The following is a 13711-nucleotide window of genomic DNA, read 5'->3' as shown; positions in this document are numbered from 1 at the left end:
TTAGAAAAGAATCGAGTAATTCTTTTCAGGTTCATGACAAGTTCATGACCCTGCAGGGACCAAAAAACCGGGGGTTAGACTATGGTCGTAGACACACATGGTTACGATTGACTTGTGGGTCACGGTCTGGCGCTAATCGCGCATCTTAGGATTTCGGGCGACGACTCGAGACCAGGAATACAAGAATTAGAATCGAGAGGAGCTTCACAATGAACAAGTCCACCTTGGCTTTGGCCGTGGCCGTAGGGGTAGTGGCGCAGCAGGCAGGCGCAGCAGGTTTCCTGGAAGACAGCAAGGCGTCCATCAGTTCCCGGACCATGTATTACAACAACGATAACCGTGAAGGCGGTGCGGATCAGAGAGAGTCCGCAGAAGGCCTGAAATTCGATTATCTGTCCGGCTTCACCCAAGGCACAGTCGGTTTCGGTATCGACGCCCAGGCACTGCTGGGTATCCACCTGGACGGCGGCAAGGGTCACCACCCAGACAACAACACCTTCTTCCCAAGCGACAGCGATGGTTCGGCCGTGTCCGAATGGAGCCGTGCAGCCGCTAACGTCAAGGCGCGCTTCTCGAAGACCGAAGCCCACCTGGGTGGCGCTCTGGCACCCAACTTGCCGATCCTGGTCGCGAACGACAGCCGTCTGCTGCCACAGACCTTTGACGGCGGCACCATCACTTCGAAAGAAATCGACAACGTGACCTTCAACGCAGGTCAGTTGGAGCATTCGGCAGGTCGCGCCTCCTCGAACTCCACCGGCCTGGCCGTGGCTGGCGGTACAGAGGGCAGCAACAAGTTCTACTACGGTGGTGCTGACTGGAAGGTCACCAAGGACCTGACCCTGCAGTACTACCACTCGAATCTGAAGGACTACTACAAGCAGGATTTCCTGGGCTTGATCCACGTGCTACCGATCAGCGCCAACCAGTCCTTCAAGACGGATATTCGTTACTTCGACAGCAGCTCCGACGGCAGGAACGGTGATCCGGGTTTCCGTTTCAACAACAACAACGGTTTCGCCAAGAATCCGGGCGAGGTCGATAACAAGACCTGGAGCGCCATGTTCACCTACACCCTGGGTGGCAACGCTTTCCTGCTCGGTCATCAGCGCGTCAGCGATGACGGTGGTTTTGTCTACCTGAACCAGGGCAACGTGGTCGATGGCAATGGCCGTCCGGAAGGGAACGGCGGCGCCAGCTTCTACCTGTTCACCGACTCCATGATCAACGGATTTGTTCGTGCCGGTGAAAACACTACTTTCGGCCAGTACTCCTATGACTTCGCAGCGCTGGGTGTGCCGGGCCTGAAAACTTCGATCGCCTACCTGCACGGCGATGACATCAAGGCGACCAACGGCAGAGGTCCTGACAGCTCCGAGTGGGAGCGCGACATGCGGATCGACTACACCATCCAGCAGGGTGCTCTCAAAGGTTTCGGCGTAACGCTGCGTAATGGCGTCTACCGTGGCAGTGAAGTCTCCAACAACCCTGACGTTGACCAGACTCGTGTGATCTTCAACTACACCTACAGCTTCCTGTAACAAGCCTTGTGAAAAAGCCTCGTCTGTTGACGAGGTTTTTTTTGAGCTGATTTTTATATTCCATAATGATCTTTATTGATTATTTATTATTCTTTTTGGTTTTTATCCATCCCGCTTAAAGTGCGTCTGTCCGACACTCATCCCTGAGCTCGGATTCGCAATTTCGTCCCTCGACAATCAGTTTCAGGAATCGGCCTTGCCGCCGATACCTCGATTCTGCCGTGGGAAGCCATATTCCACAGTGCTATTAAAAACACTTAAACAATTCTTTCTGGCTTTAAGGCCATGTATCCTGCGGCCCGCCAAACGACCGGCCTAGACGGTTTGCCGCGAATTTATGCATTCAGGATCCCGGGCAATCGATTCGGGACCAGGAACGTCAGAACTAGAAACGAGAGGAGCGAAACATGAACAAATCCACCTTGGCCATGGCTGTGGCCGTCGGGGTATTGGCCCAGCAGGCAAACGCCGCGGGTTTCATCGAAGACAGCAAGGCAACGTTGGGGCTGCGTAACTTCTACATCAACACCGACTACCGCGACGGTACCGGTCCCAACAAAAACGAAGAGTGGGGCCAAGGCTTCGACCTGCGTTTCATTTCCGGTTACACCCAGGGCACCGTCGGTTTCGGTATCGATGCGATCGGCCTGTTGGGCGTCAAGCTGGATTCGGGCGGCGGTACCAACGGCGCCACGGCGACTTCTTACGGCGGCACGGTTTTCCCGAGCAAATCCAATGGCGAGGCGGTAGATGATTTCTCCAGCCTGGGCCTGACCGCCAAAGCCAAGGTTTCCCAGACTGAACTGAAACTGGGCACCCTGCAGCCGAAAAACCCGGTGATCGTGACCAACGATGGTCGTCTGCTGCCGCAAACCTGGCAGGGTGGCCAGATCACTTCCGCCGAGATCAAGGACCTGTCGCTGGTCGGTGGTCAGATCGAAGCCGTTAAAGGCCGTAACTCCAGCAACAACGATCAAATGTCGATTTCCGGTGCGAACACTCGCGGTACCAAGTTCCGCGACAGCAACAAGTTCATCTATGCCGGTGGCGACTACAAGATCACCAAGGACCTGACAGCCCAGTACTACTACGGCAAGCTGGAAGAGTTCTACAAGCAACACTTCCTGGGCCTGGTTCACAACTGGGCAATCGGCCCGGGCGTGTTGAAGTCGGATTTCCGTTATTTCAACAGCTCTGATGATGGTGCCAACGGTCACGACCCGCTGTACTACACCACTGGCAACTACAACGCGCCAAACGGTAAAGGCAAGGTCGACAACAACCTGTACAGCGGCCTGTTCCTGTATTCGGTTGCCGGCCATACCTTCGGTGGCGGTTACCAGGTCAGCAACGGCAGCAGCGACTTCCCTTGGCTGAACCAGGGTGACGGTTCGTCGAACTACACCATCACCGATTCGCAAATCCAGAAGTTCGGCCGTGCCGGCGAGAAAACCTGGCAAGCACGTTACTCGTTCGACTTCGCCAAGGTCGGCGTGCCTGGCCTGACCGCGGGTCTGGTGTACCTGCACGGCGACAGCATCGATACCGTCAACGCCAAGGGTGGCCAGGCGGCCAACGGTGCTTCCGAGTGGGAGCGTGACCTGAGTGTTGCCTACGTGGTGCAGGAAGGTCCGTTGAAGAACCTGGGCCTGGCGTGGAAAAACGCTACCTGGCGCACCGACCTGCCGAACACCCGTTCGCAGGACGAAAATCGCCTGATCGTCAGCTACTCGATCCCGCTGTTGTAATAGCGCTCGCGTAACCGATGCAAAAAAGCCCCGCCCGGTATTGCACCGGGCGGGGCTTTTACATGTTCAGGACGGGTTCACCCCCGTAATCCCGCCCTGAAGTTCCCTCTTTGCAGCAACTCAAGGCCTTCTCGAACCTCGTGGCCGATGTTCGGCGGGTTGCGCGTGCACGTCCAGTGAACAGATCTTTAATATTCCTTAATGATCTAAATAAATCGATATTTATTCTTTTTAATAGATAAAAAACACAGGCACAGTTGAACCCATCAAGCACTCACAAGGAGCAGCACCATGGGTCTCAGACTTGGCGATATCGCCCCCGATTTCGAACAGAACTCCAGCGCCGGCATCATCCGTTTCCACCAGTGGCTGGGCGATAGCTGGGGCGTGCTGTTTTCCCATCCGGCGGATTTCACGCCGGTATGCACCACCGAACTGGGTTTCACCGCCAGGCTCAAGGATGAGTTCGCGGCACGCGGTGTCAAGGCAATCGCACTGTCCGTGGACCCTGTGGAGTCGCATCACAGATGGATCGAGGACATCAATGAGACGCAGAGTACCGTGGTCAACTTTCCGATCCTGGACGACGCCGACCGCAAGGTCTCGGACCTCTACGACCTGATCCATCCCAACGCCAACGACACCCTGACCGTGCGTTCGCTGTTCGTGATCGATCCGAACAAAAAGGTTCGGTTGACGATTACCTACCCGGCGAGCACCGGGCGCAATTTCAACGAAATCCTGCGGGTGATCGACTCGCTGCAACTCACCGACAACTACAAGGTGGCCACGCCGGCCAACTGGCAGGACGGTGATGAAGTGGTGATCGTGCCGTCGCTCAAGGATGAAGAGGAAATCAAACAGCGCTTTCCCAAGGGCTATCGGGCGGTCAAGCCTTACTTGCGCCTGACGCCACAGCCGAACCGGTAAGTCATCAATATTTGTGGTGTGGCTGATGCCGCCTTCGCGAGCAAGCCCGCTCCCACAGGGTGCACGCGGTCAACTGTGGGAGCGGGCTTGCTCGCGAAGGCGTCGGGTCAGACACCACAAGCACCCACAAAGCAGGGGACTTCAGGCCGTTTCGACGGCCTTTTTTTTTGCCCGAATGAAGTTGTTTTTTATATTTCTATAACGAATAACCAAATGAATAAATATGATTTATGGATATATGAATCAGCTGTTAAGGTCACTCCATCCAAGCGAGATCGCAAACCGCGAATCGCCAACACCGCTCAAGGAATCGTCTGAATGTTGGTCGTCTCACTCGGAGGCAGTCCCAGTCAGCGCTCCCGTTCCGGGGTGCTACTGGACCGCTCCAAGAGTTGGTTGCAAGAACAGGGCGTGGAGGTGGTGAGTTATCAGGTACGGGACTTCCCGGCCGAAGACTTGCTGCATGCACGCTTCGACAGCCCGAAGGTCATTGACCTGCTGCAACAGATTGAAAACGCCGATGGCCTGCTGATCGCTACGCCGGTGTACAAGGCTTCGTTCTCCGGCGCATTGAAAACCGTGCTGGATCTATTGCCCGAACGCGCCCTGAGCCACAAGGTGGTGTTGCCGATGGCAACTGGCGGCAGCATCGCCCACATGCTGGCGGTGGACTACGCGCTCAAGCCGGTGCTGTCGGCGTTGAAAGCCCAGGAAATGCTCCACGGGATTTTCGCCGTCGACAGCCAGATCGCTTACGGCGAAGGCAGCGCCCTGGCGCAGTTGGCGCCCGAGCTGGAACAGCGCCTGGACGAATCGCTGGAGCTTTTTCTCAGCGCCATGGCACGACGGCCCAAGCCGCTCGATCCGAACCTGTTGAATGAACGTTTGTTGAGTGCTCGCTGGAGCATATGAGCTCCACCGAACATTAGCCCCACCGGAAAATTGAAGTACTGGCCTTACTCGCCCGCCAACGGGCAAGCAGGTGCAGCCAAAACCCAACTGCAAAAAGGAGAGCGCCATGCGCCCTGTCATTTTGCGTCGTGGTCTGGTCGCTCTGTTTGCTGCGGCTGTCACCTTCGGCGCCATTACTCAAGCCCAGGCCGAGACGTTACGAATCGGCTATCAGAAATACGGAACCCTGGTGCTGCTCAAAGCCAAGGGCACCCTGGAAAAACGCCTCGCCGCCCAAGGCGTGGACGTGCAATGGACTGAATTCCCCGGTGGCCCGCAACTGCTTGAAGGCTTGAACGTCGGCTCCATCGACTTCGGCGTTACCGGCGAAACCCCTCCCGTGTTCGCCCAAGCGGCCGGCGCTGATCTGCTTTACGTCGCCTACGAACCGCCAGCGCCGCACAGTGAGGCGATCCTGGTGCCGAAGGGCTCGCCGATCAAGTCGGTGGCAGAGCTCAAGGGCAAGAAGGTCGTGCTCAACAAGGGCTCCAACGTGCACTACCTGCTGGTGCGTGCGCTGGAAGACGCCGGCCTCAAATACACCGATATCCAGACCGTATTCCTGCCGCCGGCCGATGCCCGTGCTGCGTTCGAGCGTGGCAGTGTCGACGCTTGGGTCATCTGGGACCCATACCAGGCCGCCGCCGAACAACAGCTGCAAGCTCGCACCCTGCGCGATGGCCAGGGCATCGTCGACAACCATCAGTTCTACCTGGCGACCAAACCCTACGCGCAAAAAAATCCCGAGGTGATCAAGACTCTGGTGGAAGAAGTGCGCGCGGTGGGCGAGTGGTCCAGGGCCAATCCTGAGGACGTGACCCAGCAAGTCTCGCCACTGCTCGGCCTGTCGGCAGACATCACCCGCACTTCGGTGAAACGCCAGGGCTACGGAGCCTTGTTCCTGACTCCGGAAGTGGTCGCGGCGCAGCAGAAAATCGCCGACACCTTCTACCAGCTCAAGCTGATTCCAAAGCAACTGAGCATCAAAGACGTGATCTGGACGCCGCCGGCAGCCGTTGCCAAAGCTCAGTAATGAAAGCCCAGTAAATCGATTTCCCAAGGAGACCACTCCACATGAGCCTCAATATCTTCTGGTTCCTGCCTACCCACGGCGACGGCCATTACCTTGGCACCGCCGAAGGCGCGCGCGCCGTTGACCACGGTTACCTGCAACAAGTCGCGCAAGCGGCGGACCGACTGGGTTTCGGTGGCGTGCTGATTCCCACCGGCCGCTCCTGCGAAGACTCCTGGTTGGTGGCGGCGTCGCTGATTCCGGTGACCCAGCGCTTGAAGTTTCTGGTTGCCCTGCGCCCCGGGATCATTTCCCCGACGGTGGCGGCGCGTCAGGCCGCGACCCTGGATCGGCTGTCCGGCGGTCGTGCGCTGTTCAACCTGGTGACGGGCGGTGATCCGGAAGAGTTGGCGGGCGATGGTCTGTTCCTCAGCCACGAAGAGCGCTACCAGGCTTCTGTGGAGTTCACCCGTATCTGGCGTCGCGTGCTGGAAGGTGAAACCGTTGATTACGACGGCCAGCACATCAGCGTGAAGGGCGCGAAACTGCTCTATCCACCGATCCAGCAGCCGCGCCCGCCGCTGTACTTCGGCGGCTCTTCGGATGCCGCGCAAGACCTGGCTGCCGAACAGGTGGAAATGGTCCTGACCTGGGGCGAGCCGCCGGCCGCCGTGGCGGAAAAAATCGAACAGGTCCGCGCCAAGGCCGCGAAGCTCGGACGCACCGTGCGCTTTGGCATTCGCCTGCACGTGATTGTGCGCGAAACCAACGATGAAGCCTGGAAAGCCGCGGATCGACTGATCTCCCATCTCGACGACGACACCATCGCTCGTGCCCAGGCGTCGCTGGCGCGCTTCGATTCGGTCGGTCAGCAGCGCATGGCCGCATTGCATGGCGGCAGCCGCGACAACCTGGAAGTCAGCCCGAACCTGTGGGCCGGTGTCGGCCTGGTGCGTGGCGGTGCCGGTACGGCGCTGGTGGGCGATGGCCCGACCGTGGCCGCCCGCGTGAAGGAGTACGCGGACCTCGGCATCGACACCTTTATTTTCTCCGGTTATCCACACCTGGAAGAGTCGTACCGAGTCGCCGAACTGCTGTTCCCGCACCTCGATGTCGAGCGTCCTGAACTGCCGAAAAGTGCGGGCTACGTGAGTCCGTTCGGCGAGATGGTCGCCAACGACATTCTGCCCAAAGCCGCGTCCCAGAGCTGAGGCGCAGTCATGAAGAAAATCATCCACAGTCTCGCGCCCTGGGCGTTGCCGGTGTTGCTGCTGGCGGTGTGGCAGTTGAGTGTGTCGGCGGGCTGGTTGTCGACACGGATTCTGCCGGCGCCGGTTGCCGTGATCGAAGCTGGCGTGAGCCTGGTGCGCAGCGGCGAAATCTGGACGCACCTGGCGATCAGTGGTTGGCGTGCCGCGCTGGGCTTCACTATCGGCGGCGGCATCGGCCTGACGCTCGGCTTCATCACCGGCCTGTCGAAGTGGGGCGAACGCCTGCTCGACAGTTCGGTGCAGATGATCCGCAACGTGCCGCACCTGGCGCTGATTCCGCTGGTGATCCTGTGGTTCGGCATCGACGAGTCGGCGAAGATTTTTCTGGTGGCGCTGGGCACGTTGTTCCCGATTTACCTCAACACCTATCACGGCATCCGCAACGTCGACCCGGCGCTGGTGGAGATGGCGCGCAGCTATGGCCTGACCGGCTTCAGCCTGTTCTGGCAGGTGATCCTGCCGGGGGCGCTGCCTTCGATTCTGGTTGGCGTGCGCTTCGCCCTGGGCTTCATGTGGTTGACGTTGATCGTCGCGGAAACCATCTCCGCCAGTTCCGGTATCGGTTATCTGGCGATGAATGCCCGGGAGTTCTTGCAGACCGACGTGGTGGTGCTGGCGATTCTGCTGTACGCGGTGCTCGGCAAACTGGCCGACCTCGCGGCCCGTGGACTTGAGCGTGTGTGGCTGCGCTGGCACCCGGCGTATCAGGTTGCCAAGGGAGGTGCGGCATGATCGCGGAACAACCTCCACGCCTGCTGCGCGGCATTCCGCTGGCGGTGCGCAAGCTGCAAAAAACCTTTGGCTCGCGGCAGGTGCTGCGCGAGATCGACCTGCACATTCCGGCGGGCCAGTTTGTCGCCGTGGTGGGGCGTAGCGGTTGCGGCAAAAGTACCTTGCTGCGATTGCTCGCCGGCCTTGACCGGCCCACCGGTGGTGAATTGCTCGCCGGTGCCGCCCCATTGAGCGATGCGCGGGAAGACACGCGGATGATGTTCCAGGAAGCGCGTTTGCTGCCGTGGAAAAAGATCATCGACAACGTCGGTCTGGGCCTCAAGGGCAACTGGCGGCCGCAAGCGCTTGAAGCCTTGGACGCGGTGGGCCTGGCCGACCGCGCCAACGAGTGGCCGGCAGCGTTGTCCGGTGGACAGAAGCAACGCGTGGCTTTGGCCCGTGCGTTGATTCATCAGCCGCGCCTGCTGTTGCTCGACGAACCCCTGGGTGCGCTGGATGCCCTGACCCGAATTGAAATGCAGCAACTGATCGAACGGCTCTGGCAGCAGCACGGCTTCACGGTGTTGCTGGTGACCCATGACGTCAGTGAAGCGGTGGCGATTGCCGATCGGGTGATCCTGATCGAAGACGGTGAAGTCGGCCTCGACCTGCAGGTGGAACTGCCGCGCCCTCGAGTGCGCGGTTCCCATCGGCTGGCGGCGCTGGAAACCGAAGTCCTCAATCGCGTGCTGGCGCTGCCCGGCCAACCACCGGAGCCGGAACCTGTTTCACCCTTGCCTACGCAATTGCGCTGGGCTCAATAACTCAAGTCTTACCCAACGACAGGAATCAACATCATGACTATCAAGGCCATCAACGTTCGCAACCAGTTCAAAGGCTCCATCAAGGAAATCGTCCTCGGCGACGTGCTGTCGGAAATCGACGTGCAGACCGCTTCTGGCATCGTCACTTCGGTGATCACCACGCGCTCGGTGAAAGAGCTGGAACTGGCGGTGGGCAGTGAAGTGATCGCGTTTGTGAAATCCACCGAGGTGTCGATCGCCAAGTTGTAAGTCACATGCGAAAACAACAACCCCGAAGGGATTGAGCCCTTCGGGGTTTTTGTGCATGTGTATCAGCGGTATTCGCGGCGCGGCCGTCGCGAGCAAGCCCGCTCTCACATCTGGAATGCATTCCCCTGTGGGAGCGGGCTTGCTCGCGAAGAGGTCGGCGTGACCAATAAAAATCTCAGGATGGAATGCCGCGCTTGGGCAGGTATGGCGGCAGATAAAGCCCCACATAAGCATCAAACACCCGCATCCCTTCCTCGGCCATGCGCGGCGTAATCTGCCCGTGCTGCTGCACCGAGCGCGCATACACCCGGTCGCCAAGCTCCATGGCCAGGGCGAACACATCGACATCATCCGGTAGCGTCGGTAGTTCGAAGTGGTGATCGAACAGCTTGTGCATCAGCTCGCCCAGTTCGAGGTCGTGCTGGCGGTCAGCCTGAGTGACTTCGGTCAGGCCGTGCTGGGCGAGGATCAGTTGGCGGGCGGCGGCGTCCTCTGCGTAGATGTCCAGCATGCGTTGTTCCACCAGGCGCGACAGATCGCGCCAGCTGCCGAGGGCGTGATGATTGATGGGTGCTTGCAGGCACGCGCGGAAGGCCGCATGGACGTCGGCGGTCAAGGCTTCGAGCAACGCCGGGACGCTGGCGAAAAAGTGGTAGACCGAGGAGGGCGGGATCTCCGCGCGCTCGGCGACGCTGTAGATCGACAGACTGGCCACGCCCTCGGCCGCCAGCAATGTGCGGGCCGCATCGAGTATCGAATCGATCCGCGCCTGGCTGCGGGCACGGGGTTTGCGGGGGGTGGCTACGCGTGTCATTGGAGTCTCCTGCGGGGCAGGGGGCATTGTACGAGTCGGGTTGTGTGTTGTCTGCCCGGACACCTTCGCGGGCAAGCCCGCTCCCACAGGGATTGGTTTCGTACACCCGATTTGTGGTCGACAACGAACCCTGTGGGAGCTGGCTTGCCAGCGATCCGCCGCAGGCGGCCATAAAAAAACGCCGCAGGCTGTGAAGCCGGCGGCGTCTTTTTACTGCACCCGATTAAACGGTATGCAGGTACCAGTTGTACTCGAGGTCGGAGATGGAGTGTTCGAACTCCTCCAGCTCGCTCTCTTTACAGGCCACGAAGATATCGATGTATTTCGGATCGATGTACTTGGCCATGACTTCGCTGTCGTCCAGCTCGCGCAGCGCATCACGCAGGTTGTTCGGCAGGCTTTGCTCATTTTGCTCGTAGCTGTTGCCTTCGACCGGAGCGCCAGGCTCGATCTTGTTGACCAGACCGTGGTGCACGCCTGCCAGGACCGAAGCCATCAGCAGGTACGGGTTGGCATCGGCGCCGGCCACACGGTGTTCGATGCGCACGGCATCGGCAGAACCGGTAGGAACGCGAATCGCTACGGTACGGTTGTCCAGGCCCCAGCACGGCGAGTTCGGCACGTAGAACTGTGCGCCGAAACGACGGTAGGAGTTGACGTTCGGGCAGAGGAAAGCCATCTGCGCCGGTAGGGTCTCGAGCACACCGCCGATCGCGTGACGCAGTGCGGCGTTCTGCTCGGGATCCTCGCTGGCAAAAATGTTCTTGCCGTCTTTGTCGAGAATCGAGATGTGGACGTGCAGACCATTACCCGCCTGGCCTGGGTAAGGCTTGGCCATGAAGGTGGTGTCCATTTCATGGTCGTAGGCGATGTTCTTGATCAGGCGCTTGAGCAGGACCGCGTAGTCGCAGGCCTTGATCGGGTCGGCCACGTGGTGCAGGTTCACTTCGAACTGCGCCGGGGCACTTTCCTTGACGATGGCGTCGGCCGGAATGCCTTGCTCTTTGGCACCTTCCAGAATGTCCTGGAGGCAGTCGACGTATTCGTCGAGGTCGTCGATCAGGTAGACCTGGGTCGAGTGCGGACGTTTGCCGGAAACCGGCGAGCGAGGTGGTTGCGGACGACCGTTCACGTTCTCCTGGTCGATCAGGTAGAACTCCAGTTCGAACGCGGCGCAGATGGTCAGGCCCATTTCGTCGAACTTGCGCACCACATTGGCCAGAACTTCACGCGGGTCGGCGAAGAATGGCTCGCCTTCGAGTTCGTGCATGGTCATCAACAGTTGCGCGGTCGGGCGCTTCTGCCATGGCTCGTTGCACAGGGTATCGGGGATTGGATAGCAGATTCGGTCAGCATCACCGATGTCCAGGCCCAGGCCGGTGCTTTCCACCGTCGAGCCGTTGATATCCAGAGCAAATAGAGAGGCCGGCAGGTTGATGCCTTTCTCGTAAACCTTGTGGAGGCTGGTGCGTTCGATGCGCTTGCCGCGCACCACACCATTCATATCCGCAATCAGAAGGTCAACGTACAGAACCTCAGGATGTTCCTTAAGGAACGCGTTCGCTTCGTTAAGCTGAACGGCACGCGGGGGTACCGACATGATGCAACACCTTTGTTGTTAAAAATATCAATCATTGATCTTTTCTGGTTTCAGTCAACCCGAACGGCATGCCGAAGTCAAGCGAGGCCTTTTTTGCCCTAAAAAAGCGCTCGTGTGGCTTTTTTGAGGCACTTTGGGGCGATTTTACTCCGCTGGACGTATTGGCGGCCGCGAGCTTGAGCGGGCCGTGTTGTATTTTTTACGGGGGTGTTGTGTAAAAAAATGAACAAGGCTAAGCTCGAATCAAACCCATAACAGCAATAATACCGGGGTGCTTCATGTCTCGCCTGCCGATAATCGGCGTCACCGACTGCTCAAGACAGCTCGGTCGGCATGTTTATCACATCAGTGATGACACGACCGTCCGTTCCGTGGTCTCGGCGCTTGCGGTGATCCTCCCATCCGCGACGGTTCAACCGTCCCCGTCCGATATTCTGGACGGTCGCGATGGCACCCCCATTACGGTTACTCCATTCAATATAGAACCGATTCACAATAGCGGCCTGACCATCGTTCGGGGCATCGCTCGTGATTCTGCACGCTCGGCTTCTGCGGCAGTGTTGGCAAACACCATAATCTGCCGCAGAAACGCTCTACAACGCGACGCCGATGCGTCAAACAACGCCTGACCTTAAAAGGGTCAGACAACTCAAGCCTAGAGGCATTTATGAGTAACAACCTCGACCAGCTCACCGATTGGTTGAAAAACCACAAGATCACAGAAGTCGAATGCATGATCGCCGACTTGACCGGGATTACCCGGGGCAAGATTTCGCCGACCAACAAATTCATCGCCGAAAAAGGCATGCGCCTGCCAGAAAGCGTTCTGCTGCAGACCGTGACCGGCGATTACGTCGAAGACGACATCTATTACGAACTGCTCGATCCGGCTGACATCGACATGGTCTGCAAGCCGGACGCCGACGCCGTCTACGTGGTGCCATGGGCCATCGAGCCGACCGCCATCGTTATCCACGATACCTACGACAAGCAAGGCAACCCGATCGAGCTGTCGCCGCGCAACGTACTCAAGAAAGTCCTGAAACTCTATTCCGACAAAGGCTGGCAGCCCATCGTGGCGCCGGAAATGGAGTTTTATCTGACCAAGCGCAGTGACGACCCGGATTACCCGCTGCAGCCGCCGATCGGCCGCTCCGGTCGCCCGGAAACCGGTCGCCAGTCGTTCTCCATTGAAGCTGCGAACGAATTCGATCCGCTGTTCGAAGACGTCTACGACTGGTGCGAGCTGCAGGACCTGGACCTCGACACGCTGATCCACGAGGACGGCACGGCGCAGATGGAAATCAACTTCCGTCACGGCGATGCCCTATCCCTGGCCGACCAGATCCTGGTGTTCAAGCGCACCATGCGCGAAGCCGCGCTCAAGCACGACGTGGCCGCGACCTTCATGGCCAAGCCGATGACCGGCGAGCCGGGCAGTGCCATGCACTTGCACCAGAGCATCATCGACATCGAGACCGGCAAGAACATCTTCTCCAATGAAGACGGGACCATGAGCCAGTTGTTCCTGCACCACATCGGTGGCTTGCAGAAACTCATTCCCGAACTGTTGCCGCTGTTCGCTCCGAACGTCAACTCGTTCCGCCGCTTCCTGCCCGATACCTCGGCGCCGGTGAACGTGGAGTGGGGCGAAGAGAACCGCACCGTGGGCCTGCGGGTTCCGGATGCCGGGCCGCAGAACCGTCGGGTGGAAAACCGCCTGCCGGGCGCCGATGCCAACCCGTACCTGGCGATTGCCGCGAGCCTGCTCTGCGGGTACATCGGCATGGTCGAAGGCCTGAATCCGAGTGCGCCTGTGGTAGGGCGTGGCTATGAACGCCGCAACCTGCGCCTGCCCCTGACCATCGAAGACGCGCTGGAACGCATGGAAAACAGCGCGACCATCGAGCGTTACCTTGGCAAAAATTTCATCACTGGCTACGTCGCGGTCAAGCGGGCCGAGCATGAAAACTTCAAGCGCGTGATCAGTTCGTGGGAAAGGGAATTCCTGCTCTTTGCCGTCTGATGCGCCGGGCGCCGCCGCAGTCGAGCGGCGCCTT

Annotated in this window: 13 protein-coding genes; 11 read left to right on the top strand and 2 right to left on the bottom strand. The window is 59.1% G+C overall.

Going from position 1 to position 13711, the window contains the following annotated elements:
* Window positions 1-209 precede the first annotated feature (209 nt).
* From ACXX83_RS23565 to ACXX83_RS23525, 9 genes are all read left to right on the top strand, one after another.
* Window positions 210-1541 (top strand): OprD family porin, encoded by a 1332-nt coding sequence (locus ACXX83_RS23565; RefSeq protein WP_458549740.1) that lies wholly within the window; start codon window positions 210-212, stop codon window positions 1539-1541.
* Window positions 1542-1948: 407 nt separating this feature from the next.
* Window positions 1949-3289: an OprD family porin gene (locus ACXX83_RS23560; protein WP_095964269.1), complete on the top strand. Its 1341-nt coding sequence runs from the start codon at window positions 1949-1951 to the stop codon at window positions 3287-3289.
* A gap of 291 nt (window positions 3290-3580) precedes the next feature.
* Window positions 3581-4219, top strand: a complete 639-nt coding sequence (locus ACXX83_RS23555) for a peroxiredoxin (RefSeq protein WP_015097285.1) — start codon at window positions 3581-3583, stop codon at window positions 4217-4219.
* A 318-nt stretch (window positions 4220-4537) separates the two neighbouring features.
* Window positions 4538-5131: an NADPH-dependent FMN reductase gene (ssuE, locus tag ACXX83_RS23550; protein WP_458549739.1), complete on the top strand. Its 594-nt coding sequence runs from the start codon at window positions 4538-4540 to the stop codon at window positions 5129-5131.
* A gap of 106 nt (window positions 5132-5237) precedes the next feature.
* Window positions 5238-6203, top strand: coding sequence for a sulfonate ABC transporter substrate-binding protein (locus ACXX83_RS23545; RefSeq protein WP_102699625.1), 966 nt, complete (start codon window positions 5238-5240; stop codon window positions 6201-6203).
* 41 nt (window positions 6204-6244) lie between these two features.
* Window positions 6245-7393, top strand: a complete 1149-nt coding sequence (gene ssuD, locus ACXX83_RS23540) for an FMNH2-dependent alkanesulfonate monooxygenase (protein ID WP_015097281.1) — start codon at window positions 6245-6247, stop codon at window positions 7391-7393.
* Window positions 7394-7402: 9 nt separating this feature from the next.
* Window positions 7403-8185 (top strand): aliphatic sulfonate ABC transporter permease SsuC, encoded by a 783-nt coding sequence (gene ssuC, locus ACXX83_RS23535; RefSeq protein WP_007976348.1) that lies wholly within the window; start codon window positions 7403-7405, stop codon window positions 8183-8185.
* Window positions 8182-8988, top strand: coding sequence for an aliphatic sulfonates ABC transporter ATP-binding protein (gene ssuB / locus ACXX83_RS23530; RefSeq protein ID WP_458549738.1), 807 nt, complete (start codon window positions 8182-8184; stop codon window positions 8986-8988). The genes ssuC and ssuB overlap by 4 nt, the downstream gene beginning before the upstream one ends.
* A gap of 33 nt (window positions 8989-9021) precedes the next feature.
* Window positions 9022-9237, top strand: a complete 216-nt coding sequence (locus ACXX83_RS23525; RefSeq protein ID WP_007967989.1) for a TOBE domain-containing protein — start codon at window positions 9022-9024, stop codon at window positions 9235-9237.
* 175 nt (window positions 9238-9412) lie between these two features.
* On the opposite strand, the gene ACXX83_RS23520 is transcribed toward ACXX83_RS23525, so the two are convergent.
* Both ACXX83_RS23520 and ACXX83_RS23515 read right to left on the bottom strand, forming a co-directional pair.
* Window positions 9413-10051: a TetR/AcrR family transcriptional regulator gene (locus ACXX83_RS23520; protein WP_458549737.1), complete on the bottom strand. Its 639-nt coding sequence runs from the start codon at window positions 10049-10051 to the stop codon at window positions 9413-9415.
* A gap of 223 nt (window positions 10052-10274) precedes the next feature.
* Entirely contained in the window at window positions 10275-11651 is a 1377-nt protein-coding gene (locus ACXX83_RS23515) for a glutamine synthetase family protein (RefSeq protein ID WP_015097275.1), read from the bottom strand.
* Between the two features lie 278 nt (window positions 11652-11929).
* Between ACXX83_RS23515 and ACXX83_RS23510 the strand changes: the two genes are divergently transcribed.
* Window positions 11930-12280, top strand: a complete 351-nt coding sequence (locus ACXX83_RS23510; RefSeq protein ID WP_083884603.1) for a hypothetical protein — start codon at window positions 11930-11932, stop codon at window positions 12278-12280.
* A gap of 38 nt (window positions 12281-12318) precedes the next feature.
* Window positions 12319-13677 (top strand): glutamine synthetase family protein, encoded by a 1359-nt coding sequence (locus ACXX83_RS23505; protein WP_015097274.1) that lies wholly within the window; start codon window positions 12319-12321, stop codon window positions 13675-13677.
* Window positions 13678-13711: the final 34 nt, after the last annotated feature.

The sequence above is a fragment of the Pseudomonas sp. GNP012 genome (genome assembly GCF_054343835.1).
This window is presented reverse-complemented; position numbering and strand designations above follow the sequence as displayed.